Annotated in this window: 18 protein-coding genes and 4 tRNA genes; 7 read left to right on the top strand and 15 right to left on the bottom strand. The window is 64.4% G+C overall.

The features are described from left to right. Positions 1-76: 76 nt before the first annotated feature. The 7 genes from ACIQYU_RS04930 to ACIQYU_RS04900 all read left to right on the top strand — a co-directional run bounded on the left by ACIQYU_RS04930 (position 77) and on the right by ACIQYU_RS04900 (position 10,517). Positions 77-3,289 (top strand): response regulator, encoded by a 3,213-nt coding sequence (locus tag ACIQYU_RS04930; RefSeq protein WP_402798412.1) that lies wholly within the window; start codon positions 77-79, stop codon positions 3,287-3,289. 69 nt (positions 3,290-3,358) lie between these two features. Then, entirely contained in the window at positions 3,359-4,006 is a 648-nt protein-coding gene (locus tag ACIQYU_RS04925; RefSeq protein ID WP_063913809.1) for a response regulator, read from the top strand. A gap of 117 nt (positions 4,007-4,123) precedes the next feature. Next, positions 4,124-4,723 (top strand): fimbrial protein, encoded by a 600-nt coding sequence (locus ACIQYU_RS04920; protein WP_063913808.1) that lies wholly within the window; start codon positions 4,124-4,126, stop codon positions 4,721-4,723. A gap of 71 nt (positions 4,724-4,794) precedes the next feature. Then, positions 4,795-5,541, top strand: a complete 747-nt coding sequence (locus tag ACIQYU_RS04915; protein ID WP_207832156.1) for a molecular chaperone — start codon at positions 4,795-4,797, stop codon at positions 5,539-5,541. Positions 5,542-5,626: 85 nt separating this feature from the next. Then, a complete protein-coding gene (locus ACIQYU_RS04910; protein ID WP_402798409.1) occupies positions 5,627-8,182 on the top strand; it encodes a fimbria/pilus outer membrane usher protein in 2,556 nt (851 codons plus the stop codon). A 171-nt stretch (positions 8,183-8,353) separates the two neighbouring features. Then, positions 8,354-9,472, top strand: coding sequence for a nitrilase-related carbon-nitrogen hydrolase (locus tag ACIQYU_RS04905; protein ID WP_207832161.1), 1,119 nt, complete (start codon positions 8,354-8,356; stop codon positions 9,470-9,472). Between the two features lie 4 nt (positions 9,473-9,476). Then, positions 9,477-10,517 carry an AraC family transcriptional regulator gene (locus tag ACIQYU_RS04900; protein WP_207832162.1) on the top strand — a complete coding sequence of 347 codons (1,041 nt, stop codon included), beginning with the start codon at positions 9,477-9,479 and terminating at the stop codon, positions 10,515-10,517. Between the two features lie 412 nt (positions 10,518-10,929). Here the strand turns inward: ACIQYU_RS04900 and ACIQYU_RS04895 are convergent, their stop codons facing one another. From ACIQYU_RS04895 to ACIQYU_RS04825, 15 genes are all read right to left on the bottom strand, one after another. Next, a complete protein-coding gene (locus ACIQYU_RS04895) occupies positions 10,930-11,751 on the bottom strand; it encodes a DUF2242 domain-containing protein (protein ID WP_343583117.1) in 822 nt (273 codons plus the stop codon). Between the two features lie 200 nt (positions 11,752-11,951). Next, positions 11,952-12,028 (bottom strand) — tRNA-Asp (locus ACIQYU_RS04890). Positions 12,029-12,169: 141 nt separating this feature from the next. Then, a tRNA-Asp gene (locus ACIQYU_RS04885) sits at positions 12,170-12,246 on the bottom strand. Positions 12,247-12,345: 99 nt separating this feature from the next. Next, positions 12,346-12,422, bottom strand: a tRNA-Asp gene (locus ACIQYU_RS04880). A 66-nt stretch (positions 12,423-12,488) separates the two neighbouring features. Next, positions 12,489-12,564 (bottom strand) — tRNA-Val (locus tag ACIQYU_RS04875). A gap of 239 nt (positions 12,565-12,803) precedes the next feature. Continuing rightward, entirely contained in the window at positions 12,804-13,577 is a 774-nt protein-coding gene (locus ACIQYU_RS04870; protein ID WP_063913802.1) for an SDR family oxidoreductase, read from the bottom strand. Continuing rightward, complete coding sequence (locus ACIQYU_RS04865; protein WP_025338247.1) at positions 13,574-14,785, bottom strand: O-succinylhomoserine sulfhydrylase; 1,212 nt, start codon at positions 14,783-14,785, stop codon at positions 13,574-13,576. The genes ACIQYU_RS04870 and ACIQYU_RS04865 overlap by 4 nt, the downstream gene beginning before the upstream one ends. A 16-nt stretch (positions 14,786-14,801) precedes the next feature. Further along, positions 14,802-16,307, bottom strand: a complete 1,506-nt coding sequence (purF, locus tag ACIQYU_RS04860) for an amidophosphoribosyltransferase (RefSeq protein WP_085625289.1) — start codon at positions 16,305-16,307, stop codon at positions 14,802-14,804. Between the two features lie 42 nt (positions 16,308-16,349). Beyond that, complete coding sequence (locus tag ACIQYU_RS04855) at positions 16,350-16,907, bottom strand: CvpA family protein (RefSeq protein ID WP_013971612.1); 558 nt, start codon at positions 16,905-16,907, stop codon at positions 16,350-16,352. Positions 16,908-17,211: 304 nt separating this feature from the next. Next, positions 17,212-17,871, bottom strand: coding sequence for an SPOR domain-containing protein (locus ACIQYU_RS04850; protein ID WP_233687149.1), 660 nt, complete (start codon positions 17,869-17,871; stop codon positions 17,212-17,214). Continuing rightward, entirely contained in the window at positions 17,855-19,162 is a 1,308-nt protein-coding gene (gene folC, locus ACIQYU_RS04845; RefSeq protein ID WP_402798405.1) for a bifunctional tetrahydrofolate synthase/dihydrofolate synthase, read from the bottom strand. Before folC ends, ACIQYU_RS04850 begins: the two co-directional genes overlap by 17 nt. Continuing rightward, positions 19,162-20,055 (bottom strand): acetyl-CoA carboxylase, carboxyltransferase subunit beta, encoded by an 894-nt coding sequence (gene accD / locus ACIQYU_RS04840; RefSeq protein WP_063913799.1) that lies wholly within the window; start codon positions 20,053-20,055, stop codon positions 19,162-19,164. Before accD ends, folC begins: the two co-directional genes overlap by 1 nt. Before the next feature lie 222 nt (positions 20,056-20,277). Then, positions 20,278-20,898, bottom strand: coding sequence for a phosphoribosylanthranilate isomerase (locus ACIQYU_RS04835; RefSeq protein ID WP_207832170.1), 621 nt, complete (start codon positions 20,896-20,898; stop codon positions 20,278-20,280). A gap of 61 nt (positions 20,899-20,959) precedes the next feature. Beyond that, on the bottom strand, positions 20,960-21,817 hold the full coding sequence (gene truA / locus ACIQYU_RS04830; RefSeq protein WP_063913798.1) for a tRNA pseudouridine(38-40) synthase TruA: 858 nt from the start codon (positions 21,815-21,817) through the stop codon (positions 20,960-20,962). 212 nt (positions 21,818-22,029) lie between these two features. After that, a complete protein-coding gene (locus ACIQYU_RS04825) occupies positions 22,030-24,726 on the bottom strand; it encodes a FimV/HubP family polar landmark protein (RefSeq protein WP_402798403.1) in 2,697 nt (898 codons plus the stop codon). Positions 24,727-24,732: the final 6 nt, after the last annotated feature.

The following is a 24,732-nucleotide window of genomic DNA, read 5'->3' as shown; positions in this document are numbered from 1 at the left end:
AACTCAGGGCGCCGGCCGGGCATCAAAGGTAACATCTACTGGGTATCGATGCCCCCACGGCCTTCCGGATCCTTGCATGAATCAGTACAACGCCCTGCTGGAAAACCTGGCCCGCAGCTCTCTGCGCCTGAACAAAGGCATGACCGTACTGCTGGGCCTGGCACTGCTGCTGGCCGGTTTCAGCTTCTGGTCGATCGAGCGCCTGATCGACGAACAAAGCGACACGGTCAGCATCCATTTCGCCCGTCTGATGGAGAATATCCAGGAGCAGGAAACCTTCCTCGAAGCCCTCGTGGAACGCAGCGCCAAAGGGGAGCTGTTCGACTACCCACGCGCGCTCGAGCCGGTGCTGGCGCCGCTGCCCGAGGAAGGGCCGGACATCTACAAGGGCCAGGTCTTTCCATTTTCCATGCCGTTCAGCCTCAAGCTCGATCGACGTAACCTCGCCGGCAGCGAAGAGGCGAGCATTTTCACCCAAGGGGCGAACCTGGCCAGCTTCTACAGCATGTTCTGGTCGGCGTCCCCCTACCGCTCGCCGCAGGTGTTCCTGTTCTCGCCGGATGCCCGTTATGACATCACGGTTCCCGCCGCAGGACGCGGGCGGGGCAAGGTCGAGGAAGAACCGTTCATCGAAGTGATCAGGCAAGTCATGGCGCGCCAGCCTCAGGGCAAGGACTGGAGCCCAGGCACCAGGATCATCTGGCGCAGCTATGTCGAGCAGCCGGACCAGGCCTCCCCGCCGCGCGTGCTGGCCTACGCCAACATCACCCTGCCCCCGGCCAAGGCCGACGACCAACGCACGCAAGTGGCGTCGCTGGTGGATCTGGCCCAGATCGACGATTTCGAACGCATCATGGACTGGACCGTGTATGACCACTTCAATCTCATCGCCCCGTCCGGCGAGGTACTGATCGGTGCACCCACGCTCCTGGAGGGTATGCACGAAGGCCTCAACATCAAGGCCGAAGGCCTGGTGTTCCGCCTCCACGAGCAGGCCAACGGAGGCTGGAGTGCTGTCTACACCGTGACCTACCGGCACTTCTTCCGTTACGCGTTCTGGTCGCTGGCCAGCATCGCCGCTACCTTCCTGGTGCTCATCGGGATGGGCCGGGTGGCCATCCGCTGGTATCAACGCCAGGTCATCCTGCCCGCGCGCGCAGCCCACGAGGCCATCGCCGAGAGCGAGGCCTTCAGCCGGGTGGTCATCGATACCGCCCCGACCGGCCTGTGCGTGGTCCGCAGCACCGACCACGAAGTGCTACTGGAGAACCAGCGGGCGCAGCAGTGGCAGGGCACCCGAGAACTGGTCAGCACCCTCGCCTCGACAGTGGGCAGCTCCAGCAGTGGCGAGCACTACCTGCAGGTCGAAGGCCGCCACCTGCAGATCGGTTTCGTATCGACCCGCTACCACGGCGAAGACGTGCGTCTTTACGCATTCAACGACGTTACCCGTCATGTCGAGGACGCCCAGGCGCTCGACGAGGCCCGGCGCGCGGCCGACGCAGCCAACACCGCCAAGACACTGTTCCTGGCGACCATGAGCCACGAGATCCGTACCCCGCTGTACGGCGTGCTTGGCACCCTCGAACTGCTCGGCCTGACGCCGCTGGATGCCCGGCAGCAAGGCTACCTGCACACCATCCAGCGCTCCTCGGCAACCCTGTTCCAGCTGATCAGCGACGTGCTCGACGTGACCAAGATCGAATCCGGGCAGATGGCGCTCGAACCCGTGACGTTCTGCCCGCTGGAGATGCTCGAGGACACCGTGCGCACCTATCGCGCCTTCGCCGAGCGCAAGGGCCTGTTGCTCTATGCCTGCCATGACGCCCGCCTGCCAGCTCAGGTGGTGGGCGACCCGATACGCATCCGCCAGATTCTCAATAACCTGCTGAGCAACGCCATCAAGTTCACCGACACCGGCCGGGTGGTGCTGCGCACCCGTGTGCTGGCACTCGACGACACCCACGTCAGCCTGCAATGGCAGGTTGCAGACAGCGGCATCGGTATCTCCCAGGCGCAGCAGGCCAGGCTCTTCGAGCTCTTCTACCAGGTCGTCGACGCTTCCAGCGAGGGTGGTGCGGGCCTGGGCCTGCCGATCTGCGGCTGGCTGGCCGACATGATGGGTGGCCAGATCAAGGTGGTCAGCGAGCCGGGCCTGGGCAGCAGCTTTTCCCTCAACCTCAGCCTGCCGCTGGCCCAAGGGGATCTGAGTGACTGCCCGACCGTGATGCCCGACCCGACCCCGGTATATGTGCGTGCGCCAATACCGGAGCTTGCCCAGCATGGCGTCGACTGGCTGCAGCGCCTGGGCATCGCCGCGACCCTTACGATTCCGCCCCTGGAGAAGGACAACCACCAAGCCCTGCTGGTGGACCTGCTCGACTGCCCGGATGCTGCCAACTGGCATGGCCAGCGGATCTGCGCCAGCAGCGACGGCCCGGCCCCCGGCGCGTTCATCGACGGCTGCTGGCGGGTGGACCTGCATGACGTGCGTGCCATCGCCCAGGTCATCGCCCTGGTGCGCCAGGGCGGGGTGCCCAATGGCCAGGCCTCAGCGCAGCAGCAACGTGCCGCCCTGCGCCTGCATGTGCTGGTGGCCGAGGACAATCCGATCAACCAGGCGATCCTGCAGGAGCAGCTCGAGGCGCTGGGCTGCACCACGGTCGTCGCGGCCAATGGCGAACAGGCCATGCAACGCTGGCAGCCAGGCCTGTTCGACCTGGTCCTGACCGACGTGAACATGCCATTGATGAATGGCTACGAACTGGCCAGGACCCTGCGCCGGCACGACACCCGGTTGCCGATCATCGGCGTCACTGCCAATGCACTGCGAGAAGAGGGCCAGCGCTGCCTCGAGGTGGGCATGAATGCCTGGATGGTCAAACCGTTGAGCCTGCAGACCTTGCGCAGCCATCTGGTCCGCATGTGCCGGCCAGTGCTGGCCGAGGGGCCCAGCCAAGCGCAAGCGGACGACCGCAGCACCCTGCTCCCCGACGCCACCATCGATACCGTGCAAGTGTCCGCGGCCATGCGCGAACTGTTCATCACCACAATGCGCGAGGACATGCAGCGGTTGCGCCTGGCCCTTGAGCAACGCGACCACCGTCGCCTTGGCGAGCGCCTGCACAGCATCGCCGGCGCCCTGGGCGCTGTGCAGGCCAGGGGCCTGGCCGAGCAGTGCTGCGCACTGGAGGACGCGCTGGCCAGCTCGCCGCTCGACACGGCCATGACCGATAAACTGCGGGAGGTGCTGAACAGGCTGTCGGCAATACTCGAAACACTTGCATAGAATCAACTTCAGTGCTGATAACGCCTGAAGACAACCCTCCCATCCGCACCGGCTAACGGGTCGTCATTTATGGAAAAACTCAAGGTCATCATCGCCGACGATCACCCCATCGTACTGCTCGGCGTCCGGGAACTGGTCGAACGCGACCCACGCTTTTGCGTGGTTGGCGAAGCTGTCTGCTCGCAAGGGCTGATCGAACTGCTCGAACGCCAACCCGTGGACATGGTCATCTCCGACTACAACATGCCGGCAGACTCACCCTACGGTGACGGCCTGAAACTTATCGATTATCTCAAGCGTCACTATCCCGCTGTCCGCATCCTCGTGCTGACCATGATTTCCAACCCGCTGATCCTTACACGGCTACAGGAACTGGGCGTGGACGGTGTCATTCAGAAAAGCCAGTTGCACGGCGAAATCGAAAAGGCCCTCAATGCCGTCGCCCGCAACAGCACCTACCGGGCGCCGGAGCCGGCGAGGCACTCGGTGGTCGCCTGTAATACAGCCATCGATCAACGGGTGGAAAACCTGTCACCCAAGGAATTTGAAATACTGCGCCTGTTTGTGGCCGGCCAAAGTGTCAGTGAAATTGCCCGCAGCCAGCACCGAAGTACCAAGACCATTAGTGCGCAGAAAGTTTCAGCCATGCGAAAACTTGAAGTGAACAGCGATCAGGAATTATTGGCCTATTGCCTGGCGAGCCATATCTTCAATTAACTGGCGAGCGCTATTGATCGGCCATTAAGATTCGTCTGATGGGCCAGGGAAACCACCTGACTTATTGTGAGCGTGCATTTAGTTGCAGCACTTACTCACTTTCATGTGGACATCAATATGAATAAATTCTCCCTGGCCGCACTGACCCTCTCGCTTATCACTGCTTCGGCCGGCGTTCTGGCCGCCGATCCCACCGGGCCAGTAAAAGGTGGCAGCGGCAAGATTTCCTTTACCGGCGTGATCAACAATGACGCCTGCTCGGTCGACGGCGCCAACGCCGACCGCGTGATCGCCGTGGATATGGGTACCGTCTCGATCAAAGACATGGGCACCGCCGAGAACCCAACGGCAGGCCGCGTGACCGGCAAGGACTTCAACCTCAACGTCAACTGCAACGTCGGCACCAAGGTGGCGATGGTCTTCGATGCCAATAGCGGAGGCTCGGGCCTGGTGACCGGCAAGAAGGTCCTGGCCCTGACCAAGGGCACCGGCACTGCAGCCAACGTCGGTATCGCCCTGCTCGACCCCAACGGCAACCTGATCGACCTGAGCTCGGCCGCCACCGCCAAGATCCAGAGCGAGGTGCATGGCACCGGCGCCGAGGGCGGCGACGCTACCCTGAGCTTCTCTGCAGCCTACGTGACCACCGGCGCCGCCGGCACCGCCACCGCCGGTCGCGGTGATGCCACCCTGCCGTTCATCCTGCAGTACGAGTAATCACTTCGCAGCTTCTCCATGCGCGAGGCTGATCAGCCTCGCCACTTCTTCGTCCCGCAAGGTACCCAACCATGTTGCGTCGTTCTCTGTATCCCGTTCTCGGGTTGCTGGGCATGCTCGTCGCCGCCCAGGCAACTGCCAGCATCTCCCTGAGCGCCACCCGCGTCGTGTTTGACGGTGCTCACAAGGAAGCCAATGTCATCGTGCGCAACGGCAATCAGGAAGTCCTGGTGCAGTCGTGGGTTGATGCCGGCGACAGCGCGCAGGCGCCGTTCGCCATCACCCCTCCGTTGGCCAGAGTATTGCCCAAGCAGGAACAACTACTGCGCATTCTCTATGAAGGCCAGGGTCTGCCGACCGATCGCGAATCCGTGGTCTGGCTGAATGTCCAGGAAATCCCGCAAGCCAGTACCAAGGCCAATACCTTGCAGTTGGCAGTGCGCCAACGCATCAAGATTTTCTTCCGCCCGGCCAACTTGCCCGGTAATGCCCTGCTGGCACCGGAACAACTGGTCTGGCAATTGACCCAGCACGCCGGAAAGGCCCAACTGACCGTGAACAACCCAGGCCTGTATCACGTGTCGATGGCCGACATCGAACTCAAACGCGGAAAACAGACCGTGTTCAGCGCCGATTCGAGCATGATCGCCCCCGGCGAACAAAAGACATTCAGCTCGGCACTTTCCCTGCCGGACGGCCCGCTGACGCTCACGTTCAAGAGCATCAACGACTATGGCGCCCAGCATGGATATTCCGTGCTGCTGACCCCTGCCCAGCCGGGTAGTGCCAAGCCTGCCGAACCCGCCATCACCTTGTGAAAACGTAGCGCCCACCTCGCGCGCCCCGGTCGCGTGCGGCCTCCCCGTGCCCAGCCCGCGCCGGGACATGAATTAGGTTCCTTGTATGTCTCTGTCCATCGCCCCCCGCTCCGTAGACGGTGCCGATGCAGGCGCGCGCGCGCTCCATGGCGGCACGCCTCCTTCAGCCTGGAAGCTCAACGCCCTGTCATTGGTGCTCTGCTGCGCGCTGCCCGGCCTCTCGACGGCGCAGGACGATCCCCAGCTGCTGGGCTTCAACACCACCTTCCTGCAGGGTGCGCAATCGGCGGTCGACCTGCAGTTACTGCTGTCGGCCAACAGCGTGCTGCCGGGCAATTATCGGGTAGACCTGTACAGCAACGAGGTACTGGTGGGCCGGCGCGACATCGATTTCAACCGCAACCTCCAGACCGGGCGCGTGGAACCGTGCCTGACCCTGGAACTGCTCGAGCAGTTGGGCATAGACATGGACAAGCTCAAGGCACAGGGGCGCCTGGATACCGCGCAGGCCTGCCACGACCTGCCGACGCTGATCGACCAGGCCAGCCTGAGCTATGACTCGGGTCACCTGCGCCTGTCCGCCAGCATCCCGCAGGTCGCCATGAAGCGCGGCCTGCGCGGCTACGTCGACCCGCAACTGTGGGACGCAGGGGTGCCTGCGGCGTTCATCAACTACCAATTCAACACCAGCCGCAGCGCCGGTGATGCCGACACCCGCATCAACAACAACCTGAGCCTGCGCAACGGCATCAACCTGGGCGGCTGGCGCTTGCGCAACGAGTCAAACTTCAGCAGCGGCACCGGGCGGCCGGACAGCTTCAAGAGCAACCGCAGCTACGTGCAGCACGACGTAACTGCACTCAAGGGCCAGTTCAGCGCCGGCGACATCTTCAGCGACAGCGACCTGTTCGACAGCGTGCGCTACCGGGGCCTGAAGCTGGCTTCGGACGAAGGCATGCGCGCCGACAGCGAGCGCGGGTACGCGCCGGTGGTGCGGGGCGTGGCCCAGACCAGCGCCAGAGTCGAGATCCGCCAGAACAGCTACCTGCTCTACACTGCCAACGTACCGCCCGGCCCGTTCGAGATCAGCGACATTTACCCCAGCGGCTCCAACGGCGACCTGGAAATCACCATCATCGAGGCCGACGGCCGCCGACGGGTCAGCGTGCAGGCGTTCTCCAGTCTGCCGCTCATGGTCCGTGGCGGCCAGGTCAAGTACAGCCTGTCCGCCGGACGCTACAACAGCAACACCGAAGGCCTGGCCACGCCGCAGATGCTCAGCACGATGTTGGCCTACGGCCTCACCAACACCGTGACCGGCGTCGTTGGCCTGCAAGCCACCGACGACTACAAGGCGCTGGCCGTGGGCAGCGGCCTGAACACGCTGCTGGGCGCCTTTTCGCTCGATGTCACCCATTCCTCGAGCAAAGCCCAGGGCCAGACCACCCAGGGCAACAGCCTGCGGGCGCTATACGCCAAGACATTCACCGGCACCGACACCAACTTCACCTTGGCCGCCTACCGCTATTCAACCGAGGGCTTCCGCACCCTCACCCAGCATATCGAGGACCTGAGCACCGACGCGATCAAGCGCAGCGGCAACTCCAAGACCCGCACCGACCTGACCATCAACCAGAGCCTGGGCCGCGACCGCGCACTCGGCAGCCTGTATCTGACGGCCACCGACCAGCGCTACTGGAACCGCGGCGGTTCGCAGAGCCTGTCCGCCGGCTACAGCAACAACTGGGGCGATATCTCCTACAACCTTGACGTCAGCCGCACCAAGGAGCTGGGAACCTCAGGCCCTTCGGGGCAGGATACCCAGTTCAACCTGTCGGTGTCGTTCCCGATCGGCAGCCGCGACCGCGCACCGCGGGCGTTCGTCACCGCCAGCACGCAGAAGGGCAACGACACCACCCAGGCCGGCATCAACGGCTACCTGTCGGAGAGCAGTGACACCTTCTACTCGATCCAGGGTGGTCACAGCCGCACCAGTGGCAGCTCGGCCTCGGCCAACCTGAACACCCGCACCTCGGTCGCCGACATCAGCCTGGGCTATAGCCAGGGGCGCGGCTACGACTCGCAGAACCTGAACGTTGCCGGCGCCGTGGTTGCCCACCAAGGCGGCATCAACCTCGGCCAGACGCTCAGCGAAACCTTCGCCCTGGCCGAAGTGCCGGGTGTGAAGGGTGCGAAGATCAGCAGTTTCAGCGGAGTGGAAACCGGGCGCAATGGCTATGCGGTGATCCCCAACGCTCAGCCCTACAGGGTCAACTGGGTCAGCCTGGACACCCGCGACCTGGGGGGCGACATCGAAATCGAAAACGCCACCCAACAGCTGGTGCCTCGCCGCGGCGCCGTGGTGCTTGCCCGCTACACCGGCAAGAGTGGGCGCCGGGTACAATTTGAACTGCTCGACGAGCACGGCCAGTCGATACCGTTCGGCGCCTCCGTCGAGGACGCCGAAGGCAAGCAGCTGGCGATTTCCGACCCGAGCGGCAAGGCGTTGGTGCTGCTCGAACAGGACCAGGGTAGCCTGACAATCAAATGGGGTGAGCACCAGTGTGCAGCGCCTTTCAGCCTGCCAGAACGGGACAAGGCGGTTAACTACGAACGCCAGCGCCTGATGTGTCGGCCGTGACATCAGGTCTTGTCAGCAGAGAATACTCATAAGCACCCGGTAGCTTTGGTATGATCAAACACGATTATGCAAAAGCAGTGCACCAAGGATTCCAAAGCTGATGAATAAGGCCGCACTTTGCCCTTGATGCCCTGCATGGCCAGTTCATTTTTAGGTAAAAGCTGAAGTTTGATGCGAAAACTCCTGGCAAGCACCCTGGCACTGGTGATGGCCGCCGCACTGTGTGGCTACGGTTTCTGGACCCAGCAGCGCCCGGAAGGCCACTATCTGTCCGACCTGCGCATCGAACTGGCGCTGAACCATGGCGTGCCGGGCGAGCACGGCAACCTGCTTGGCGTCGAACCGCTGCTGTTCCCGGGCGACTACCAGAACCTGCAGCGCCTGCACCGCAAGCTCGCGGCCTACCTGGAGCAAGCCCGCACCCAAGGGCTGGTAGGCCCGCGCACGGTGGTGGTGCTACCGGAGCACATCGGCACCTGGCTGTGGGCACGCGGGGAAAAGAACGAGCTGTACCAGGTCACGCAAAGCCGCGAAGCCCTGCAATGGCTGGAGCTGAGCAACCCGCTGCGCTATGGCCTGGCCATGCTCGGTGCCGACGGCGACGACTGGCGCGCCGACGCGCACCTGCGCATGAAGGCCGAGCAGATGGCCGCGGACTACCAGCAACTGTTCGGCGGCCTGGCCAAGGAATTCAATGTGACCTTGGTGGCTGGCTCCATCGTGCTACCCGCCCCTTATGTGAAACAGGGCGTGCTGCATGCCGGCAGCGGCCCGCTGTTCAACAGCAGCGTGGTATTTGCCGGCGACGGCTCGTTGCTGGGCCAGCCGCAACGCCAGCAGTTCCCCGACAGCGAAATGCGCCGTTATGTGCACGATGGCCGCCAGCACCCGCTGCAGGTATTGCAAACCCCTGCCGGGCGCCTGGGCGTGCTGGTGGGCAGTGACAGCTGGTACCCGGAAAACCACCAGCAACTGGCACAACAGGCGGTACAACTGATCGCCAACCCGGTATTCCTCAGCGGCAAGGGCAGTTGGCAAGCGCCCTGGCGCGGCAATCGCCACCAGGATGCCAGCGCCGGGCTGGCCTTGCAGCGCGGCGAAGTCAGCGAACAAGCCGCCTGGCAACGCCTGACCGAAGCCGCCGGGGCTGGCGTCAGCAGCATGAGCGTGTTCATGCGTGGGCAGTTCTGGGAACAGGGCAGCGACGGCCAGGGCTTTGCCCACCACGCGGGTGAATTGCTGGCGGGTACCCCCAGCCCTGGCGCCCGCCTGCTGAACCTGTGGCTGTAAGCCCATGGCCCGCCCCCGCGTGCGCCTGGGCGACCTGTCGGTTGGTTTTGTCCAGCCGCTGACCGAGGCCCTGCGCGAACTGGGCCATGACCCCGAACCGCTGCTGCGCCGCTATGGCCTGGATGCGGCGCGCCTGGGCGAAGCCGGCGCGCGCTTGTCGATCCCGCGCTACATGCACCTGGGTCACGCTGCCATCGAGCTGTGTGGCGAGGCCGCACTGGGCTTGCACATGGGGCGCCTGAGCCGCCTGGCGCATGCCGGCCTGGCCGGGGTCACCGCCGCCCAGGCGCCGACCCTGGGCGAGGCGGCACGCACCCTGTTGCGCTTCGAGCCACTGTACGCCGCCAACTACCGCGGCCACTCCAGTTTTCAGGAAGATGCCCAAGGCGCCTGGCTCCGCTTCTACTCCATCAGCCCATACAACGCCTACAACCGATTCGTGGTGGATTCGCTACTCGCCGGCTGGCTGGCCCAGCTTGCCGACCTTGCCGGTACACCGGTGCAGGCCGAACGCCTGGATATCGAGTTTGCCGCGCCCGCCTATGCCGCGCGCTACCAGCCCTTGTCCAGCACGCCCGTGCAGTTCGCGGCCGACGGCAACCAGCTGCGCCTGAGCCGCGCCACGCTGCAGCTGGCCAACCCCAGGCACTGCCCAAGCACCTGGCAGCACCTGCTGCAGCTGTGCGAGGCGGAAATGCTGCAGCGCACGCGGGTGCGCAGCCTGGGTGAGCGCATCACCCACCTGCTGGGGCCGTTGCTTAATGGCGGCCGTGAACCGGACCTGGAAGAAGTGGCGCTGCACCTGCAACTGCCGACCTGGACCTTGCGCCGCAAACTGGCCGAGGAAGGCACGCGCTATCGTGACCTGCTCAGCGAAACACGGCGCGACCTGGCCGAGACCTACATCCGCGATACGGAGCTGGCCTTTGGCGAAATTGCCTATCTGCTGGGGTTTGCTTCGGCCGAGGCCTTCCAGCGCGCCTTCAAGCGCTGGACGGGCCTTACACCGGGGGAATTTCGCCGCAGCCAGCGGCGGGTGGGCTAGAGCTCGGTAGCGTCGTCAGCCGGTTCCGGAGTGTCCAGTTCATAAGCCTGGAATTCGAGAAGTTCTTCCTGGTATTCGTCCATCGCCCTGCGTCCTCTCATCTCATGATCTTTATCAGTGTCGCCTTCAACCTAAGCAGGTGGAGTGACGGAATGATGACAAGCTTATGAGTGGTTAACGTAGCAGGTGTTCAGGAAGTTTTCGCCAGGTGTCTGTAACAAGGAATGTGTCCGGCCTGTACCAGCCTCTGTGGGAGCGGCTTTAGCCGCGAACACCGGCGCAGCCGGTGCCATGCACCGAGTTGGATTCTTCGCGGCTAAAGCCGCTCCCACAGGATCTCCACAGGCTCTGAAACTTGCGCATTACCTGTGGGAGCGGGCAAGCCCGCGAAGGGGCCGGTACAAGCTAAAAATCAGAGAGCGGGCGATGCAGCCTCGGCAGGCTGGGCTTCCTGCTGGACCTCGATTGGCGCCGACTCCGCTGGCGGCGCCACCGGCTGCGAGCCCTGGCTGTCGTCCGCCACCGGTGCGACTACCGCTTCGCTGGTCGGGGCAACGGCGGACGGAGCTGGCGCCGCGTCAACCAAAGGCGCCGCTACCGGGGCCGGTGCCACCGCAGCCTGCTCCGGTAACCCCAGGGCAGCCGCCGGCGCTTCGGCCTTCGGCGCGGGCTCCTCGACCTTGGCCTTGCTCTCCTGCGTCGGCTTGGGCTTTGGCAGGTAGCTCTCCACCAGGGCGAAATAGCGGTCATAGAACTGCGCCGCCGTCACCGTCTCGCTGGCCACCTTGACCATCGAGTCGTCGCTGGAGCCGATCGGCATCGACACCGACCCCAGTACACCCACGCCCAGGCTGGCGGAGGTGTTGGACTTTTTCAGGGCGTAGCGGTCCTGCAAGGCGTTGGCGAACATGGTCGAGCGCTGCGCGTCGCTCACATCGGGTGCACAGGTGACGTTGAAGCTGATCTGCAGGTGGTTCTCGCTGTTCTGCTGGAAGCTCTTGTTGCCTACCACCTGGTTGGCACCGCTGCTGGTGATGATGTAGCCCTGGCTGAGCAAGGCACGCCGGGCGGCCTCGCAGGAGCCGGCATCGCTCACCGGGAAGCTGCGCGAGAAGGTACCCGAGTCATCGAAGTTCTCGTGCTCGTAGACAGCAGCTTTTTTCGAGGAACAACCGGCCACGCCCGCCAGCACCAGGGCCAGCCCGAGCGCACCAAAGACGGAAGATCTGGTCATTGCGAATTCCGGGTAAGTCGAGAAAGTGCCTATTGTGCAACACAGCAGGCAGGCACAGGAACCGTTGATCGGTGAAGAGTCTGTCAGGTTCGTGTAAATCCGGGTCAAGGGCGGCAATTGCCAGGCGCAAAAACGAAAAAAGCGACCCTAAGGTCGCTTTCCCGTGGCTTCGAGGTGTTCAAGGGGCCTCGAGGCGAAGATGGCGCAGCGGACGGGACTCGAACCCGCGACCCCCGGCGTGACAGGCCGGTATTCTAACCGACTGAACTACCGCTGCGTATCATTCAGGCTTGCGCCCGATTGAAACCTGGGTCTACCCTTCCGGCGCGGCGGCCTCAGGACAGGCACAAAAAAAGCGATAACATGATCGCTTATCTTGTGTTTGCTTCAAGGTGTTCATGGGACCTTGAAACGAAGATGGCGCAGCGGACGGGACTCGAACCCGCGACCCCCGGCGTGACAGGCCGGTATTCTAACCGACTGAACTACCGCTGCGTATCGTTCAGGCTTGCGCCCGATTGAAACTGGGTCAGCCCAAGGCATTTTGCCCTGATGCTTCAGACCGGTGACAGGCACCCATCTGTTACTGAAAAATGGCGCAGCGGACGGGACTCGAACCCGCGACCCCCGGCGTGACAGGCCGGTATTCTAACCGACTGAACTACCGCTGCGCAGTGCGTTCCTCTCTGGCTATCGGCTTCTTGCGAAACCTGATGCACCAGGAACATCTCAGGAAGTGGTGGGTGATGACGGGATCGAACCGCCGACCCTCTGCTTGTAAGGCAGATGCTCTCCCGGCTGAGCTAATCACCCTCGCGATGTTGCTTGTTGCGTTTGCTTCGCTGAGGCCGCGAAATTTACGCAGGTGGCGAAGCTAAGTCAATAGCCCCGTTGGATTTTTTTCAAAAAAACCAAAAGCGGTGCGGTTGCCTGTGCCGGCCTCTTCGCGGGTAAACCCGCTCCCACAGGTACTGCACAGGTTTTGATAACTGTGTTGCACCTGTGGGAGCGGGTTTACCCGCGAAAGGGCCGATACAAGATACGCAAAATGCTCAGGTATAGATCATCTTGCGGGTCATGCCGCCATCGACCACGAACTCCTGGCCAGTGACGAACGCCGCCTGGCGCGACAACAGCCAGGCCACCATGGCCGCCACGTCTTCCACCGTCCCTACCCTGCCCGTCGGGTGCTGCGCATGGTCCGCCTCGGTCAACGGTTCGGCACGGCGCTGCGACGGGTCACGGGCATCGATCCAGCCCGGGCTCACCGCATTGACGCGGATCTCCGGGCCCAGGCTCATGGCCAGAGCATGGGTCAAAGCCACCAGGCCGCCCTTGCTCGCCGCGTAGGCCTCGGTATCGGGCTCGGACTGCCGCGCCCGGGTGGAGGTGAGATTGACGATCGCCCCATTGTGAGCCCGCAGGTACGGCGCACAGTGCTTGGCCAGCAACATCGGGCCATTGAGGTTGACTGCCAGCACCCGGTTCCACTGCGCCAGGCTGAGGCTTTCCAGGGTCTGGTTGTGCGGGTTGGCAATGGCCGCATTGCACACCAGCGCGTCCAGGCGGCCAAACTGCCCCAGCACCTCGGACACCCCGGCGCTGACCTGGGCCTCGTCGGCAACGTCCATGGTGATGAACCAGGCATTGTCACCCAGGGCCTTGGCCGCCTTGGCGCCGCGCTGGCGGTCGAGGTCGCTGAGCACTACCTGCCAGCCTTCGCAGATCAACCAGGCGGCAATGCCCAGGCCGATGCCGCGCGCGGCACCGGTCACCAGGGCTACCCGGCCGTTGTGGCCGGGCGTACCGCCGCCGATTTCGATCACAGCGCCGCCAACCCGCGCGCCAGGTCGGCCTGCAGGTCAGCCACGTCTTCCAGGCCCACGGCAACACGGATCAGGCTGTCGCGGATACCCGCGGCTTCACGCTCCTGCGGCGTCAGGCGGCCGTGGGAGGTGGTGGCCGGGTGGGCGATGGTGGTCTTGCTGTCACCCAGGTTGGTGGTGATGGAAATCACCCGGGTAGCGTCGATGAAGCGCCAGGCGCCTTCTTTGCCACCCTTGACCTCGAAGCTGACCACCGCACCAAAGCCACTCATCTGGCGCTTGGCCAGTTCGTGCTGCGGGTGGCTCGGCAGGCCGGCGTAATGCACCTTCTCCACGCCCTCCTGCTGCTCCAGCCATTCGGCCAGCACCTGGGCGCTTTCGCAGTGCGCACGCATGCGCAGGCGCAGGGTTTCCAGGCCCTTGGTGAAGATCCAGGCGTTGAACGGGCTGAGGGTCGGGCCTGCGGTACGCAGGAAGCCCACCACTTCTTTCATCTGCTCGGCACGGCCGGCAACCACGCCACCCATGCAGCGGCCCTGGCCGTCGATGAACTTGGTGGCCGAGTGGAACACGATGTCGGCACCCAGCTTCAGCGGCTGCTGCAGCGCCGGGGTGCTGAAGCAGTTGTCCACTACCAGCATCGCACCGTGGGCATGGGCGATTTCGCTGAGGGCGGTGATATCGACCAGCTCGGCCAGCGGGTTGGATGGTGATTCGACGATCAGCAGCTTGGTGTTGGCCTTGATGGCCTTTTCCCAGCCCGCGAGGTCGACCAGTGGCACGTAGTCCACCTGCACGCCAAAGCGCTTGAAGTACTTCTCGAACAGGCTGATGGTCGAGCCGAACACGCTCTGCGACACCAGCACATGGTCACCGGCACTGCACAGCGACATCACCACGGCGAGGATCGCCGCCATGCCGGTGGAGGTACCTACGGCCTGCTCGGCGCCTTCCATGGCCGCCAGGCGTTCCTCGAAGGCACGCACCGACGGGTTGGTGTAGCGCGAATAGACGTTGCCCGGTGTTTCGCCAGCAAAGCGTGCGGCCGCGTCGGCAGCCGTACGGAACACATAGCTGGAGGTCAGGAACAGCGCTTCGCTGTGCTCGGCCTCCGGTGTACGGTTTTGACCGGCGCGCACCGCCAGGGTGTCGAAACCGACACCCTCGAGGTCACTGTCCAGTCGGCCGGCATCCCATTGATCCGTCATGCCGTCGCTCCCGAAATCAGTTGTTGTAGAGGTCGATGATCGCGCTGACCGCCTGGTTCTTGACCTTGGCCAGGTCGTTACGCGCCTGCTCGATGCGGTCGAGGTAGGCTTCGTCGATATCACCGGTGACGTACTCACCGTTGAATACCGCGCAATCGAAGTGGTCGATCTTGATCTTGCCGCCACCGACCGAGTCGATCAGGTCCGGCAGGTCCTGGTAGACCAGCCAGTCGGCGCCAATCAACTCGGCCACTTGTTCGGTGGTACGGTTGTGGGCGATCAGTTCGTGAACACTCGGCATGTCGATGCCGTAGACGTTGGGGTAGCGTACCGCAGGGGCTGCGGAGCAGAAGTAGACGTTCTTGGCGCCGGCTTCGCGGGCCATCTGGATGATCTGCTTGCAGGTGGTGCCGCGCACGATCGAGTCGTCCACCAGCATCACGTTCTTGCCACGGAACTCCAGCTCGATGGCGTTGAGCTTCTGGCGTACCGATTTCTTGCGCGCGGCCTGGCCGGGCATGATGAAGGTACGACCGATGTAGCGGTTCTTGACGAAACCTTCGCGGAACTTCACGCCCAGGCGGTTGGCCAGTTCCAGGGCCGCGGTGCGGCTGGTGTCCGGGATCGGGATGACCACGTCGATGTCGTGCTCAGGGCGCTCGCGCATGATCTTGTCGGCCAGTTTTTCACCCATGCGCAGACGGGCCTTGTACACCGACACGCCATCCATGATCGAGTCCGGGCGGGCCAGGTAGACATGTTCGAAGATGCACGGTTGCAGCTTCGGTGCTTCGGCGCACTGCTTGGTGTACAGCTGGCCTTCCTCGGTGATGTACACCGCTTCGCCCGGCGCCAGGTCGCGGATCAGGGTGAAGCCGAGCACGTCCAGCGCCACGCTTTCCGAGGCGATCATGTATTCCACGCCTTCGTCGGTGTGACGCTGGCCGAACACCACCGGGCGGATGCCGTTGGGGTCACGGAAGCCGACGATGCCGTAGCCAGTGATCATCGCCACCACGGCATAACCGCCAACGCAGCGGCTGTGCACATGGGAAACCGCGGCGAATACGTCTTCTTCGGTCGGCTGCAGCTTGCCACGCACGGCCAGCTCATGGGCGAACACGTTCAGCAGCACTTCCGAGTCGGAGTTGGTGTTGACGTGGCGCAGGTCGGACTCGTAGATCTCCTTGGCCAACTGCTCGACGTTGGTCAGGTTGCCGTTGTGCGCCAGGGTGATGCCGTAGGGCGAGTTGACGTAGAACGGCTGGGCCTCGGCCGAGGTCGAGCTGCCCGCGGTCGGGTAGCGCACGTGGCCAATGCCGATGCTGCCCACCAGGCGCTGCATGTGGCGCTGCTGGAACACGTCGCGCACCAGGCCATTATCCTTGCGCAGGAACAACCGGCCGTCATGGCTGGTCACGATACCGGCAGCGTCCTGGCCGCGGTGCTGGAGGACCGTAAGCGCGTCATACAGCGCCTGATTGACGTTCGACTTACCGACGATACCGACGATGCCACACATGCGACGCAACCCCTACTTTGACGAAACTTGAGTGAATAGCGCTCAGGGCTTTGCCGGCCCGAGCAACTGTTCCTTGAACGGAAGATCAGCCGGAGTGCCGATCAGCCCACTGGGTGTCCACTGGCCGGTAAAACCCAGGATCAGGTTTTTCGACCAGTCGGCGACCAAGAGAAATTGTGGTATCAGGCGTGATTCCTGCCACCAGGTGTCTTGTTGAACCGGCCCCAGGCTGATCAGCCCGATGGCCACCACCACCAGCAAGGCCCCGCGCGCAGCACCGAAGGCCATGCCCAGGAAACGATCGGTGCCGGACAGCCCGGTCACGCGGATCAGCTCGCCGATGAGGAAGTTGATCATGGCCCCCACCAGCAAGGTGGCGACGAAAAGAATGGCGCAGCCGGCGATGACGCGCATCGACGGCGTCTGGATGTAGCTTTCAAGATACACCGAGAGCGAACCACCGAACATCCAGGCAACCGCACCGGCAATGATCCAGATGAGCAAAGACAAGGCTTCCTTGACGAAGCCGCGCTTGAGACTGATCAGTGTGGAGACGGCGATGATCGCGATGATCGCCCAATCAACCAAGGTAAATGCCACGGTGCTGCCTGCATACGTTTGAGGCGGCGCATTTTACCAGAGCGACGGGGGCTTGGGTAAGCGGAATGTCAGGTGATTAGCGCCACTCGGGCTTACACGATTCTTGTGGGAGCGGCCTTGTGTCGCGAAAGGGCCGCAAAGCGGCCCCGGCGATTCTGGCTGTGTCACTGAGACCCTGGGGCCGCTTCGCGCCCCTTTCGCGACACAAGGCCGCTCCCACATGGACCGCGCCGCTGCAAGACCCATACTGAACCTGTGGGAGCGGGTTTACCCGCGAATGGGCGGCAAAGCCGCCCCGGGGGTATCAGCTGCGTTCAGGCTGGAAGCGCACCACGAAGCCCTTGAGGCTGTTCTGGCGGTTGATGGCGTCACGCACGCGCTCGGCCTCGGCGCGCTCGATCAGCGGCCCGACGTACACCCGGTTCATGCCACCCGCCGAGCGGATATAGGCGTTGTAACCCTGGCTACGCAACGTTTGCTGGAGCTTTTCGGCCCCGGCACGGTTGGACAGGCTGGCCAACTGGATCGCCCAGCTGACCGGCAGGCCATTGACATCGATCTTCGACGGCGCCGCTGGCGCGGCCGGCTTGGCTGCCGGCTGAGGCTCGACCTTGGCCACGGGCGCCTGCGGCCTGGCCGGCTGGGGCTGCACTTGTACCTGGGGCTGGGTCTGCGGCGACGGTGTAATCGGCTGGCTGGGCGTGCTCGCCGGTGCCGTGGACTCGTCCACCACCACCGGTGGCTGTTGCGGCTCAGCCGGAATAGCCTGCGGCTCCGGCACGGCGACCGGCTCCACCTTCACTTCCGGCAAGTTTGGCATGGCCGGTGCCTGCGGGGCCTCGACGTGCACCTGGCGCATCTCGTCCTCGCGGGTGAACAGCATCGGCAGGAAGATAACCGCCAGCGCCACCAGCACCAACGCACCCACCATGCGCTGTTTCATCCCTTTATCCAGCACTGCCATCTACTCCACCCTCCTGGGCGTGCCGCTCCAGCCATTCCAGCGCCTGGGCAACACAGAAAAACGAACCGAACAGCAAGATCTGGTCATCCGCCGTCGCCTGCGCGCATTGCCCTTCAAGGGCGGCGCCGACGCTGGCATAAGACTTCACCGCTGCGCCGACGTTCGTCAAGGCCGTGACCAGTTCCGCAGCCGGGCGGCTGCGCGGGGTATCCAGTGGTGCTACCGCCCAATCGTCGACCAGGCCCTGCAGCGGCGCGACAACGCCACCCAGGTCCTTGTCGGCGAGCAGACCGAACACCGCCAGGCGGCGCCCCTTGAGCGGCCGGGCCACCAGGCGCCGGGCCAGGTACTCTGCAGCATGCGGGTTGTGCCCGACATCCAGCAACAGCTCCACCGGCTTGCCCTGCCAGCTCAGCAGGCGACGGTCGAGGCGGCCAGTGATGCGCGTATCCAGCAGCGCCTGGCGAATCTGCCCGGCGTCCCAGGGCAGGCCCATCAGCAGGTAGGCCTGCAGGGCCAGCGTGGCGTTTTCCATGGGCAGGTCGAGCAAAGGCAGGTCATGCAGCTCTACCTGCGCACCATCGGCCGCAGTACCCCGCCAGCTCCAGTGGCCATCGGCACTGGCCAGGTCGAAGTCACGCCCACGCAGGAACAGCGGCGCAGCCAGTTCGGCAGCCTTGTCCAGCAGCGGCTGAGGCGGATCCAGGTCACCGCACAGTGCCGGCTTGCCCTGACGGAAGATGCCGGCCTTCTCGAAGGCCACCAACTCGCGGGTATCCCCCAGGTAATCGACATGGTCGACACCGATGCTGGTCACCAGAGCCAGGTCGGCATCCACCACGTTCACGGTGTCCAGACGGCCACCAAGACCCACTTCCAGTACCACGGCATCCAGTTGCGACTGGTAGAACAACCAGAACGCAGCCAGGGTGCCCATCTCGAAATAGGTCAGGGAAATTTCGCCCCGCGCCGCCTCGACGGCGGCGAAGGCTTCGCACAGGCGCTCATCGCTGGCTTCCTGGCCGTCGATCAGCACCCGCTCGTTGTAACGCAACAGGTGCGGCGAGCTGTACACGCCCACCTTGAGCCCCTGGGCTTGCAGTAGCGAGGCCACGAAGGCGCAGGTCGAGCCCTTGCCGTTGGTGCCGGTCACCGTCACCACGCGCTGCGCCAGCTTGCCCAGCGCCAGCCGGGCAAGCACCTTCTGCGACCGCTCCAGGCCCATGTCGATGGCCGAGGGGTGCAACTGCTCGAGGTAGGCGAGCCATTCGCCCAGGGATCGTTGTTTCATCACGCGACGGCAGCCGCCTCACGCGCTTGCTCCGGGGTTTCCTGGCCGGTCATCTGCGCCAGCAGACGAGCCAGACGCGGGCGCAGTTCGCCACGGGCGATGATCAGGTCGATGGCGCCGTGTTCCAGCAGGAACTCGCTGCGCTGGAAGCCTTCCGGCAGCTTTTCGCGCACGGTCTGCTCGATCACGCGCGGGCCGGCGAAGCCGATCAGTGCCTTCGGCTCGCCAACGATCACGTCACCGAGCATGGCCAGGCTGGCGGAAACACCACCGTACACCGGGTCGGTCAGTACCGAGATGAACGGGATGCCTTCTTCGCGCAGGCGTGCCAGCACAGCCGAGGTCTTGGCCATCTGCATCAGCGAGATCAACGCTTCCTGCATGCGCGCACCGCCAGAGGCGGAGAAGCACACCATCGGGCAGCGGTGCTCCAGGGCGTAGTTGGCCGCGCGCACGAAGCGCTCGCCGACGATGGCGCCCATGGAGCCGCCCATGAACGAGAACTCGAAGGCGCTGACCACGATCGGCATACCCATCAAGGTGCCGCTCATGGAGATCAGGGCGTCCTTCTCGCCGGTCTGCTTCTGCGCGGCAGTCAGCCGGTCCTTGTACTTCTTGCCATCACGGAACTTCAGGCGGTCGACCGGCTCCAGGTCGGCACCCAGTTCGGCACGGCCATCGGCGTCGAGGAAGATGTCGATGCGCGCACGTGCGCCGATGCGCATGTGGTGGTTGCACTTGGGGCAGACATCCAGGGTCTTTTCCAGCTCCGGACGATACAGCACGGCCTCGCAGGCCGGGCACTTGTGCCACAGGCCTTCAGGCACCGAGCTCTTCTTCACCTCGGAACGCATGATCGAAGGGATCAGTTTGTCGACTAACCAGTTGCTCATGCTTTCTTTCTCCAGTATTGGCAGGCATGGGCCGGTGTCGCCGGCCCTGCCCTGCCCTTGAGCTCAAAATCTTTTATGAAACGATGATGGACCGGCCGCCGGGACTTCCAGCGCGCCACCCCACCGCTAATGTATTGTTCTGCCGCCACAGGCTCGGGCGGCTGCCCCGCAGGGCTGCGAAAGCTATGGACGATGGCGCGCAGCCAGCCGTCACATCTGCCATCACGCCTGTTTCACCGCACGCATGAAGGCCTCGATCTTCGCCGCGTCCTTGATGCCCTTGGCTTGCTCCACGCCGCCACTGACATCCACTGCGTACGGCCGCACCTGGGCGATGGCCTGGCCAACGTTGTCGGCAGACAGCCCGCCCGCCAGAATGATCGGCTTGCTCAGGCGCGCCGGCACCAGCGACCAGTCGAACGCTTCACCGGTGCCTCCGGGCACACCCGGCACATAGGTGTCCAGCAGGATGCCGCGGGCACCGGCGTAAAGCTGGCAGGCCGCCTCCAGGTCGTCGCCCGGGCGCACGCGCAGGGCCTTGATCCAGGGGCGGTGGTAGCCTTCGCAGTCCTGCGGGGCTTCGTCGCCGTGGAACTGTAGCAGGTCCAGCGGAACCACTTCGAGGATCTCGTTCAGCTCGCAACGCGAGGCGTTGACGAACAGCCCGACCGTGGTCACGAACGGCGGCAGCTCGGCGATGATCGCGCGCGCCTGGCGCACGTCCACGGCGCGCGGGCTCTTGGCATAGAAGACCAGGCCGATGGCATCGGCACCCGCTTCAGCAGCGGCAAGTGCGTCTTCGATGCGGGTAATCCCGCAGATCTTGCTGCGAACATTGCTCATGGACAACGAACCCTGCTTGTTACGGTGAAAGGCCGGATGTTAGCAAATGACTTTTCGCCCGTCAGTCTGCCAATGCCTCGTAGCCGGTCAAAAAGTGTGGGCCGATGTAACGCTTGGGCAGCGCGTACTCCTCGGGGTACTCCACCTGCACCAGGTAGAGGCCGTACGGGTGCGCCGTGACCCCGCCTTCGCGGCGGTTGCGCCCCTCCAGCACCTCACGCGCCCAGGTGACCGGGCGCTCGCCGGCACCAATGGTCATCAGTACACCGGCAATGTTACGCACCATGTGGTGCAGGAAGGCCGTGGCGCGCACGTCCAGCACGATCATCTGGCCATGGCGGGTGACGCGCAGGTGATAGATGTGCTTGATCGGCGATTTGGCCTGGCACTGGCTGGCGCGGAAGGCACTGAAGTCATGGGTACCGAGCAGAAACTGCGCGGCTTCGGCCATGCGCTCGACATCCAGCGGTCGGTGGTTCCAGGTGACTTCCTCGGCCAGGTGCGCCGGGCGGATCGGGTCGTTGTAGATGACGTAGCGGTAACGCCGGGCGCAGGCCTTGAAACGGGCATGGAAGTCGGCCGGCATCGGCCGCGACCAGACCACGCTGATGTCATGGGGCAGGTTGAAGTTGGTGCCCATGGTCCAGGCGCGTTCGTCGCGCACGGCGCGGGTGTCGAAGTGCACGATCTGCCCGCAGCCATGCACACCGGCGTCGGTGCGCCCGGCGCAGATGACCGAGATCGGCTCGTTGGCCACCTTGGACAGCGCCTGCTCCAGGGCCTGCTGGACACTGGGCACGCCACTGGCCTGGCGCTGCCAGCCACGGTAGCGCGCGCCTTTGTATTCCACGCCCAGGGCGATGCGGGAGTAGCCTTCGGCCGCGGACTCGGCGGCGGTGTCGATGATGTCCAAGAGCATGAAACCTGTGGGGGTGTACGGAATGGCGGGGATTATAACGACAACAGCAGCCGTGTAGGGCTGTGGGAGCGGCCTTGTGTCGCGATAGGGCCGCATAGCGGCCCCGGCGATATTGGCGGTACGACTGAAATCCTGGGGCCGCTTTGCGGCCCTTTCGCGACACAAGGCCGCTCCCACAATGACCGCGCTGGAGCCAATATTGGCTCCAACTTTCAGACCAACCGGGAGAGCATGTCCTCGGCTTCCTGACGCTGGCTGTCGTCGCCATCCTTGACCACTTCATCGAGGATGTCGCGCGCACCCTGGTTGTCGCCCATGTCGATATAGGCGCGAGCCAGGTCAAGCTTGGTGGCCACTTCGTCGCTGCCGGAGAAGAAGTCGAAGTCCAGGTCGTCCAGTGGCTCAGGCTCGGGCTGGGCAGCCGCGTCTTCGCTGGTGAAGTGTGGCTCCAGCGACGGCGACTCGAGGCTCTGCGACAGCTTGTCCAGTTCGGCGTTGACGTCGTCCAGTTCCGAGGCAAAGCTCTTGGCCGCCGGCGAATCGTCTTCCAGCGACAACGACAGGTCGAAGTCGGATGGCAGGTCGAACTCGGAAAGCGGATCGAACGCTGGTTCGCTGTCGAAGGCAGCCAGCTCGGCAGCGACATCCACCGGGGTTTCGTTGACCGCAGCCGGGGCGGCCGGGGCAACCGGTTCGCTGATATCGAGGTCGAAATCGGACAGATCCACAGCAGGCTGTGGCTCGGCCTGGGCCAGCATGGCCTCGAAATCGGCGTCGGCATCGGCCTGTAGCTCGGCATCCACGGCAAACGGCTCTTCTTCCGGCTGAGCCGCCTCCAGCATGGGCTCATCCAGTACCGGCTCGTCGAGTACAGGTTGCTGCGTCACCGGTTCGTCCAGCAGCGGCGCTGCCAGCGGGTCTTCGTCAGGCAGGTCTTCACCCAGGCTCAGGTCGAAGGCACTGTCCAGGCCCTGCTCGTCCAGGCCCGGCGCATCGAGGGTCGGCGCTTCGTCGAAGGCATCCAGCTCAGCATCCAATTCAACTTCAGGCTCGAGCACGGCCTCAGGTTCGGCCTGCGCGACGGCCTCTGGCTCGAACGCCGGCAGTTCCTCGGGCGCCGCCTCGGCAACCACGGGCGTTTCAGGCTGATCCAGCAGCAGTTCCTGCACGTACTGCTCATCCATCTCGGCAGCCAGGGCCGCCGCACCCAAGCCGGCTGCGGCGAGGCCAAGCATGGCCGGGTAGCGCTCTTTCAGCCCGGCAACCGCTGCGCTGTTCTGCTCGCTGGCAGGCAGCTTGCGCTCCTGCTCGACGAACGCGCTCTGGTCACCCTGGCGGGCGTACACGTCCATCAGTTTCAGGCGCAGATCGTCACGCTGTGGCGCGGCGGCAACGGCAGGCTCCAGCAGGTCGGTAGCGCGGTTCAGGCGGCCTTCGGCCACGCATTGCTCGACCTCCGCCAACAGCGCGGCGTGGGGGTCGGCTTGCGCTTCAGGCTGCGCTTCGACGGCGGGTGCCGCCGGTTTTTCCGCGGCGGCTGCAGCGGCAACCGAAGCAGCGACCACGGCCGGCGACAGGGTCACACTCGGGGCCGAGACCTCGACCCCATCGAGGCTTGCGCTATCGCTGTCGAAGCCTGCGCCTTGCTCTTCTTCGAGCGCCCGCGCCATGCGCAGGTGCTTTTCAGCCTCCTGCTGAGCCTTGCGCTTGCGCGCCAGCAACAACAGCAGAAGCAGCAGCACGAGGAAGGCACTACCGGCGATCAGCCCAAGCAACAGCGGGTTGCCCATGATTTCGTCGACCACGCTGCCGGCAGGTGCAACCTCGGCAGCTGGCACCGGCTTGGGTGCGCTATCGACGGCAGCGGGCGCAGGCTTGACCACCGGCTGGGCCGGGGCAGCCGCACCCTGGGCTTCAAGGCGGGCCAGCTGGTTGTTCTTCAGCTCGATCAGACGCTGCAGCTTGTCCAGCTGGCTCTGCAGATCGGCCATGCGGCTCTTGAGTTCTTCGTTGTCGCGACGGCTGGTGTCCAGGCTTTCCTGGGCCACCGCCAGTTTGTCGCTGAGGGCCTTGGCCTGGTCGGCACCGGCCTGGTTGCCCGGGCTGACCAGGCGCAGGTTGTCGCCCTGGGCGATACGCGCAGGCGCTGCCTCGGCCGCCCCGCGACGGGTGGCGTCCAACTGGCGGGCCCGCGGCCCCAGGCGGCGGCCTTCACGCCAGGCGGCATACTGCTCGGCCACCTCAGCGGTCGCCTCGCCCTGCGGGATATTCTGGATCTGCTGCTGGTCGGGCAGGCGCAGCACCTGGCCAACCTTCAGCTGGTTGATGTTGTTGCCGATGAAGGCGTCCGGGTTCAGCGCCTGGATCGCGATCATGGTCTGCTGGATCGAGCCACCCTGGGTGTTGCGCGCGGCAATCTGCCACAAGGTGTCACGGCGCTGGGTGGTATAGCTGCCGGCACCGGTCACCGCCGGCGCGACGTTGCCAGCCGCCGGCTTGTCGCCCTGGGCCTTGGCCTGGTCGAGCAGCACACTGTAGTCACGCAGCAGGCGCCCCTGCGGCCACATCACCTGGACCAGGAACTTTACCACCGGCCCCGGCAGCGGCTGGCTGGAGGTAACCCGCAGCACGCTCTTGCCGTTGGGGTTGATCACCGGTGTGAAGGTGAGGTCTTCGAGGTAAGTCGGCAGCGCCACCCCGGCCTTGCTGAACTCTTCCGGCGGCGCCAGGCTCGGCGCCACTTCGGCGGCGGTGAGGTCGCGCACGTCGAGCAGCTCGATCTCGGCGTCCAGCGGCTGATTCTGTGCCGACTTGAGAGTCAGCTCCCCCAGGCCCAGGGCATTCGCCATGCCCGACGACAGCGCCGATGCTGCAGCCATGGCCAGAACCAGTTTGCGAATTCGAAGCATGACCTC

This window comes from Pseudomonas sp. NPDC096925, from assembly GCF_044762545.1.
GTDB lineage: Bacteria > Pseudomonadota > Gammaproteobacteria > Pseudomonadales > Pseudomonadaceae > Aquipseudomonas.
Note: the sequence above shows the minus strand (reverse complement) of the source record. Positions and strands in the feature narration are given on the sequence as shown.

Coding starts and splice junctions, on each gene's coding strand:
- ACIQYU_RS04930 (WP_402798412.1), top strand. CDS start 77: ATGAATCAGTACAACGCCCTGCTGGAAAACCTGGCCCGCAGCTCTCTG.
- ACIQYU_RS04925 (WP_063913809.1), top strand. CDS start 3,359: ATGGAAAAACTCAAGGTCATCATCGCCGACGATCACCCCATCGTACTG.
- ACIQYU_RS04920 (WP_063913808.1), top strand. CDS start 4,124: ATGAATAAATTCTCCCTGGCCGCACTGACCCTCTCGCTTATCACTGCT.
- ACIQYU_RS04915 (WP_207832156.1), top strand. CDS start 4,795: ATGTTGCGTCGTTCTCTGTATCCCGTTCTCGGGTTGCTGGGCATGCTC.
- ACIQYU_RS04910 (WP_402798409.1), top strand. CDS start 5,627: ATGTCTCTGTCCATCGCCCCCCGCTCCGTAGACGGTGCCGATGCAGGC.
- ACIQYU_RS04905 (WP_207832161.1), top strand. CDS start 8,354: ATGCGAAAACTCCTGGCAAGCACCCTGGCACTGGTGATGGCCGCCGCA.
- ACIQYU_RS04900 (WP_207832162.1), top strand. CDS start 9,477: ATGGCCCGCCCCCGCGTGCGCCTGGGCGACCTGTCGGTTGGTTTTGTC.
- ACIQYU_RS04895 (WP_343583117.1), bottom strand. CDS start 11,751: ATGACCAGATCTTCCGTCTTTGGTGCGCTCGGGCTGGCCCTGGTGCTG.
- ACIQYU_RS04865 (WP_025338247.1), bottom strand. CDS start 14,785: ATGACGGATCAATGGGATGCCGGCCGACTGGACAGTGACCTCGAGGGT.
- purF (WP_085625289.1), bottom strand. CDS start 16,307: ATGTGTGGCATCGTCGGTATCGTCGGTAAGTCGAACGTCAATCAGGCG.
- ACIQYU_RS04850 (WP_233687149.1), bottom strand. CDS start 17,871: ATGGCAGTGCTGGATAAAGGGATGAAACAGCGCATGGTGGGTGCGTTG.
- folC (WP_402798405.1), bottom strand. CDS start 19,162: ATGAAACAACGATCCCTGGGCGAATGGCTCGCCTACCTCGAGCAGTTG.
- accD (WP_063913799.1), bottom strand. CDS start 20,055: ATGAGCAACTGGTTAGTCGACAAACTGATCCCTTCGATCATGCGTTCC.
- ACIQYU_RS04835 (WP_207832170.1), bottom strand. CDS start 20,898: ATGAGCAATGTTCGCAGCAAGATCTGCGGGATTACCCGCATCGAAGAC.
- truA (WP_063913798.1), bottom strand. CDS start 21,817: ATGCTCTTGGACATCATCGACACCGCCGCCGAGTCCGCGGCCGAAGGC.
- ACIQYU_RS04825 (WP_402798403.1), bottom strand. CDS start 24,726: ATGCTTCGAATTCGCAAACTGGTTCTGGCCATGGCTGCAGCATCGGCG.